The following is a 7360-nucleotide window of genomic DNA, read 5'->3' as shown; positions in this document are numbered from 1 at the left end:
CACCGAGCCCAGCAGCCGGGTCAGGATCTCCTCGGCCAGAGCCGTCGGGTTGGGATGGTCGAAGATCACGGTGGCGGGTAGCCGTACCCCGGTCGCGGTGTTGAGCCGGTTGCGCAGCTCTACAGCGGTCAGCGAGTCGAAACCGACGTCCCGGAACGCCCGCTCGGCCGGGATCTCCTCACCCGACTCGTAGCCCAGCACCGCGGTGGCGTGGGAGCGCACCAGTTCGATGACCGTTCGGCGGCGTTCGGCCACCGGCATCGCGGCGAGGAGCGACGCGTACTCGCCGCGGCCCTCTTCGGCCGGCTCACCGGTGGTTCCCGGCTCCTGGGCCTCGGGAATCGTGTCCAGCAGCGGCCGGGGGCGGGCCATCTGGAAGACGGGGGCGAACTTCTCCCATTCCACGTCGGCGACGGCGATGAACGTCTCGTCCTCGGCCAGGATCTCACCCAGCGCGGTCAGTGCCCGGTCGGTGTTCAGGAAGTTCATGCCCTGCCGGCGCAGACGGCTCGGGGTGACCGCCCCGGCGCCCTGGGCCATGGCGGCGTCGACGGCATCCCAGTCGCGGGTATCCCACACACCCCACGCGATGGATGTGGCGGGAAGGCCCCTCGCCCGCCGTTGTTCGGCGAACCCGTCCAGGAACGCATTCCCGGCCGCGTAGGCGCCGTGGTCGTTGCTGCCCCACGTGGCCGAGATCGACGAGAACAACACGAACTCGTCAATATCGAGGCCGGCGGTGGCCTGATCGAGATGTACCGCACCGGCGGCCTTGGCACCCAGCGCGGCGGCCAGGCCGTCGCGTTCGGTGTCCTGCACCCACGCCAGATAGGGCAGATTGGCTGAGTGCAGCACGGTCGACAGGCCGGGGCCGGATTCCTCGATCCAGGACACCATCGCGGACACCTGATCGGCTTCACCCAGGTCGCAGCTGATCACCTCGACACCCGTGCCCGCTTCGGCCACCGAAGCCGCCAGCGCCGAGACGTTCGGCGCCGACGGACCCGACCGCGACGTCAACACCACCCGCTGAGCATCACGCTCGGCCAACCAGCCACCCACGCTGACCCCGATCGAACCCGTGCCACCGGTCAGCAGCACCGTCCCCCGCGGCGACCACGGGGAAAACGCGGCACGACGGGTCTCAGCCCGAACCAGACGGCGCAGGAACACACCCTCAGACCGCAAAGCCACCTGATCCTCAGTGCCGTCCGCCAGCACCGACACCAGAGCCGCACCGTCGAAACCCTCCGACAGGTCGACCAGACCACCCCACAACTCGGGACGCTCCAAACCCACCGCCCGGCCCAGACCCCACACCGCCGTCTGAACCGGATCGGTCGTGACGTCGGCGGCGCCGGCCTGGACCGCATCACGCGTCAGCACCCAGACCGGGATCTCCGCCTCAGCCCGGTGGACGGCCTTGACCAGTTCCACGGTCGCGGTCAGTCCTGTGGCCAGCCACGGGTAGTCCAGGTCGGGAGTCTCGTCCAAGGCCAGCAACGACACCACGCCCGCCGCGCCAGCCAGCAACGTGGCATCCAACTCAGGGACCGTGACGACCTCGGCGCCGTGACTCGTGAGCGCCTCGACGACTGCCGGGCCGACCGGATCGGTGCCGACCACCAGCCACGTCCCGGACAGCACCGGGGCGACACCGCCGGGCTGCGACAGCTGCCAGGTGATCCGGTAACGCCAGTCGTCGACCGACCACGCCGGACGCCTCGACACCGGTGCCTCAGGCCAGAACCGGCGCCGCTGGAACGCGTACGTCGGTAGACAGACCGTTCTCCCCCCGCCCAGCACCACCGACCAGTCGACGGCGACACCATTGACGAACGCCTCAGCGAACGACGCCATCAGACGCCGCGCGCCACCGTCATCACGACGAAGACTGCCTACGGTGACAGCGGCGTCGACAGCCTGGATCAACACCGGATGCGGGGAGACCTCCACGAACACGCCATGACCGGAATCGCTCAGCGCTTTCACGGCCCTGTCGAACTCGACGGTCTCCCGGAGTGACGAGTACCAGTAGCCGGCGTCCAACTCCGGACCGGCCAGCCACTGCCCGGTGAGTGCCGACACCATGGGAATCTCGGCCGGACCGGGCGAGATCCCGTCCAGCACGGTCAGGATCTCGTCCCGCAACTGCTCGACCTGCGGACCGTGCGAGGCGTAATCCACCGGGATCATCCGGGTTCGCACCGCATCACCGCACGCGGCCTGCAACTCGTGCAGCGCCCCGGGCTCACCGGAAACCACCGTCGCCGACGGACCATTCACCGCCGCGATCGACAAACGATCACCAAAGGAGGCGATCCTGCCCCGAACCTCGTCAACCGACTCCGCGATCGACAGCATCCCGCCACGACCCGCCAACGCCGCCAGGGTGCGACTGCGCAACGCGACAACCTTCGCCGCATCCCCCAGCGACAGAATCCCCGCCACCGCAGCAGCGGCGATCTCACCCTGCGAATGACCCACTACGGCATCCGGCTCCACACCGGCAGCACGCCACACCGCAGTCAGCGACACCATCACCGCCCATAGCGCCGGCTGGACCACGTCAGCGGACTCAAAACCATGACGACCAGCCAGTACGTCATCCAGTCGCCAGTCCACGAACGGCTCCAGGGCCGCCGCACACTCGGCCAACCGCGCCGCGAACACCGGCGACTCCCCAGCCAGTTCCCGGCCCATGCCGATCCACTGGCTGCCCTGGCCCGGGAACACGAACACCGTCCGCCCGACACCACCGGGAGCGACCTGACCGGTCACCACACCGGCAGCCGGCTGACCCGTCGCCACCGACACCAGACCGGCCAGCAACTCGGCGCGATCGTCCCCGAGAGCCACCGCGCGGTGCTCGAAAACCGACCGGCCGGTGGCCAGGGACCATGCCACGTCGCGTACCGGTAGTTCCGGCCGTGCGACCAAGTGGTCCCGTAGGCGACCGGCCTGATCCGCGAGCGTTGCCGCGTTGTGCCCGGACACCAGCCACACCGCCGGATCCGCGGCGAGAACCGGCAGTTCCGGCCGACCTGTGGAATCCGCTGTCCCGATGGGCGGCGCTTCCTCGATGATCACGTGCACGTTGGTGCCACTGACACCGAACGCCGACACACCCGCGCGCCGGGGCCGATCCCCAGCCGGCCAATCCCGCGCCTGCTGCAACAACTCGACATGGCCTGCCGACCAGTCGACCTGCGACGACGGGGTATCGGCGTGCAACGTACGCGGCAAGAGGTTGTTCCGCAGTGCCAGAACCATCTTAATCACGCTGGCGGTGCCGGCGGCCGTCTGCAGGTGACCGATGTTCGATTTCACCGAGCCCAGCCACAACGGCCGATCAGCAGACTTCTCCTGACCGTACGTGGCCAGCAGCGCGCCCGCCTCGATCGGGTCGCCGAGGGACGTACCCGTGCCATGCGCCTCGACCACGTCCACATCCGCCGCGGACAGTCGTGCGTTCGCCAGCGCCGCCCGGATCACCCGCCGCTGCGACGGACCGTTCGGCGCCGACAGACCATTCGACGCGCCATCCTGGTTCACCGCGCTTCCGCGGATCACCGCCAGCACCTCATGGCCATTCCGCTGCGCATCGGAAAGCCGCTCCAGCAGCAGCACCCCGGCGCCCTCGCCCCAGCCGATTCCGTCCGCGTCGTCGGAGAACGCCTTGCTCCGGCCGCTGGACGCCATCCCACCCTGCTCGGCGAACTCCATGAACGCGCCCGGCAGGGTCATCACCGCGACACCGCCGGCCAACGCCATCGTGCACTCACCGCCACGCAGCGCGTTCACCGCCTGATGCAGGGCCACCAGCGAGGAGGAGCAGGCCGTGTCCACGGTGACGGCAGGACCGATCAAGCCCAGGACGTACGAGATCCGGCCCGAGATGACCGAGGGAACCGACCCGGTCAACCGGTAACCGTCCAGGCTCTTGTCATCCGACGGGAGCACACCCTCATACCCGGACCCACTGGCGCCGATGAACACACCCGTCGCCGAACCATGCAGCGACGACGGCGCCAGACCAGCCCGCTCGATCGCCTCCCACGCCGTCTCCAACAACAACCGCTGCTGCGGATCCATCGCCAGGGCCTCACGCGGATTGATCCCGAAGAACCCCGGATCAAAATCAGCCACGTCATAGACGAAGCCGCCCTCACGAACATAACCGCCGCCGAACTCCTCCTCGAACGCCTCCCAACCCCGATCAGTCGGAAACCCCGAGATGGCGTCCGTGCCGTCGGTCAACAGCTCCCAGAACTGCTCGGGACCACGGACATCACCCGGATACCGGCAGCCCATCCCGACGATCGCGATCGGCTCACGAGCGCCGGACTCCAGTTTGCGGACCCGTTCGCGAGCCTCGTAATGATCGGCCGCCAACTTCTTCAGAGTCTCGAGCAACTTCTTGTCGTCAGCCACAGAAACTCCTCCTCGACGGTGCGCTCGACAGACTGAAAGTGGTCATCAGGCGCCTCCGAGTTCCTTGTTGATGAAGTCGAGCACCTCGTCGGCGGAGGCATTGACGAGCTGATCGGCCACGGTCTCCCGGCCGACCTCGGTGGGGGTGGCGGACTCGCTCGGTGTCCCGCCGCTCAGCCAGCGGGACAGCATGGTCTGCATCCGCTCGGTGATATCCTGGCGTGTGTCGCTGCCGCCGTCGACCGACTCCAACGCCAGCGCCAGCCGGTCCAGGGCCGTCGAGACGGTGTCGCCCTCGTCGCCGCCGGGTGTTCCCACGAGTTCGTCCCGGATGAACTCGGCCAGAGCCGCCGCGTTCGGATAGTCGAAGACCAGCGTCGACGGCAGGCGTACCCCGGCCGCCGAAGCCAGCCTGTTCCGCAACGCCACCGCACCGACCGAATCGAAGCCCAGGTCCTTGAACGCCCGCTGCGGCAACACCGCATCCACCGAGTCGTAGCCGAGCACGGCCGCCGCATGCGCCCGAACCATCTCGGTCAGCGTCTGCCGCTGCTCACCCTGCGACATCCCCCGGAGCCGGAGCGCCAACTCCGAGCCACCAGACTCACTGACAACGGACTCCTCCGCAGCCAACACCTTCCGGACCTCGGGCAGGGCCGACAGCAACGGACTCGACCGGCGCAACGTATACGTCGGCACGAAGTGCTCCCAGTCGAACCCGGCGACCACCACCACACCCTCGTCGGCATCCACCGCCTGCCCCAGAGCGCGCATGCCGCGCTCAGCGTCGATGGCCTCCATCCCGGAATCCAGCAGCCGGTCACCACCCTCACCGGCAGCCATCCCGACACCCGCCCACAAACCCCACACCAACGACGTCGCCACCAGACCACGCGAACGACGGTTGTCACACAAGGCGTCGAGGAAGGCGTTGGCCGCCGCATACGCGCTCAGCCCGCCACTACCCCACGTGCCGGCACCCGACGAGAACAAGATGAACGCGTCGAGCTCCCGATCAGCGGTCAACTCGTCAAGGAGAGCGGCGCCTCGCGCCTTGGCGGCCAGGACATGGGACAGGTCCGAAGCCGTCACCTGATCGACGGGGATCTGCGCACCCACACTCGCCGCGTGCACCACCGACGACAACGCAATACCCGAGGCGTCGATCCACTCCAGCAGACCCGTGAGCGCCGGCCGGGCGGCGACATCACACGCCACCACATCCACCACAGCACCCGCAGCGGCGAGCGAGGCCGCAAGCTCGGCGACTCCCCCAGCCGCCGGACCCGACCGGCTGGTCAACACCACCCTGCCGGCACCCCGGCCGACCACCCACTCAGCAGTGATCGCGCCGACACCACCGGTACCACCGGTCACCAACACCGCGCCACCCGGCGACCATGTCCGGCCCGCCACCGGCCGTGACGCACGCACCAGGCGACGGCCCACGATTCCCGACGGCCGGATCGCTACCTGGTCCTCACCACCACCGGCCAGCACCGACACCAACCTCGAACCGGCACGACCATCCAGCACTACCGGCAGATCGATCAGGCCACCCCAGCGGTCACCGAGCTCCAAAGCGGCCACCACACCCAGACCCCACACCTGCGCCTGATCCACCGCAGTCACCGGATCGTTGACACCGGTGCCGACCGCACCACGCGTCAACACCCACAACGGAGCCACCACACCAGCAGCACCCAACTCCCGGATCAACTCCGCGATCGCCGCCGGACCCTCGGGCAACACCGACACCACACCCGCGATGTCCGCCTGACCGGTATCGCGAAGAACCTCGGCGCCACGCTCTGCCAATGTCGCCCTGACCGCGTCGGCGTCGGTACCAGCGCCGAGGACCAGCCACCTGCCCGACAACGCCACCGAGGACTCCGTCACCGGAACCCAGCTCACCCGGTAACGCCAATCAGCCACCGCAGCATCGGCGTGGCTACGCCGCCGATAATCGGCCAGCACCGGCAACACATCGCCCAAACCGGCACTGTCGACGTTCAACCTGGCAGCGAACTCGACCAGATCACCACCCTCGACAGCAGCCCAGAACTCGGCGTCAGCCTCCGGGGCGCCCCGCATACCCGCTGGTTCCTGAGCACTCGGCCAGAAGAACCGACGCTGGAACGCATACGTCGGTAGACAGACCGTTCTCCCCCCGCCCAACACCATCGACCAGTCGACGGCGACGCCGTTGACGAACGCCTCAGCAAACGACGCCATCAGACGCCGCGCGCCACCGTCATCACGACGAAGAGTTCCCACCGTGACAGCGGCGTCGACAGCCTGGATCAACACCGGATGCGGAGAACACTCAACGAACACGCCGTGACCGGAATCGCTAAGCACACCGATCGCCCGGTCGAACTCCACCGTCTCCCGCAGCGAGGAGTACCAGTAGCCGGCATCCAACTCCGGACCAGCCAGCCAGTCGCCGGTCAGCGCCGACACCATCGGGATCTCCGCCGCAGTAGGAGTGATGCCTCCCAGAACAGCCAGGATCTCGTCCCGCAACCGCTCGACCTGCGGACCATGCGAGGCATAGTCCACCGGGATCATCCGGGTCCGCACCGCATCACCACAGGACGCCTGCAACTCCCGCAGCGCTCCCGGCTCACCGGAGACCACTGTCGCCGACGGGCCGTTCACCGCCGCGATCGACAGCCGATCACCGAAAGCGGCGATCCTGCGCCGGACCGCGTCCACCGGCTCCGCGATCGACAGCATCCCGCCATGACCCGCCAACGCCGCCAGGGTGCGACTACGCAACGCGACAACCTTGGCAGCGTCCTCCAACGACAGGATCCCCGCCACCGCAGCAGCGGCGATCTCACCCTGCGAATGACCCACCACCGCATCCGGCTCCACACCCGCGGCACGCCACACCGCAGCCAAAGAAACCATCACCGCCCAC

Annotated in this window: 2 protein-coding genes; both read right to left on the bottom strand. The window is 68.4% G+C overall.

The genetic code is table 11. From position 1 onward, the window contains the following. The coding region (locus tag ACQ0O7_RS44990; protein WP_430792080.1) for a type I polyketide synthase at positions 1 to 4434 on the bottom strand (4434 nt) is incomplete at its 3' end. Positions 4435 to 4479: 45 nt separating this feature from the next. Next, a partial coding sequence (locus tag ACQ0O7_RS44985) for an SDR family NAD(P)-dependent oxidoreductase (protein ID WP_430792079.1) occupies positions 4480 to 7360 on the bottom strand: 2881 nt, incomplete at its 5' end.

This window comes from Actinoplanes sp. G11-F43, from assembly GCF_050589265.1.
GTDB lineage: Bacteria > Actinomycetota > Actinomycetes > Mycobacteriales > Micromonosporaceae > Actinoplanes.
The sequence above is the reverse complement of the archived record's forward strand: the minus strand, read 5'-3'. Positions and strand labels throughout refer to the sequence as shown.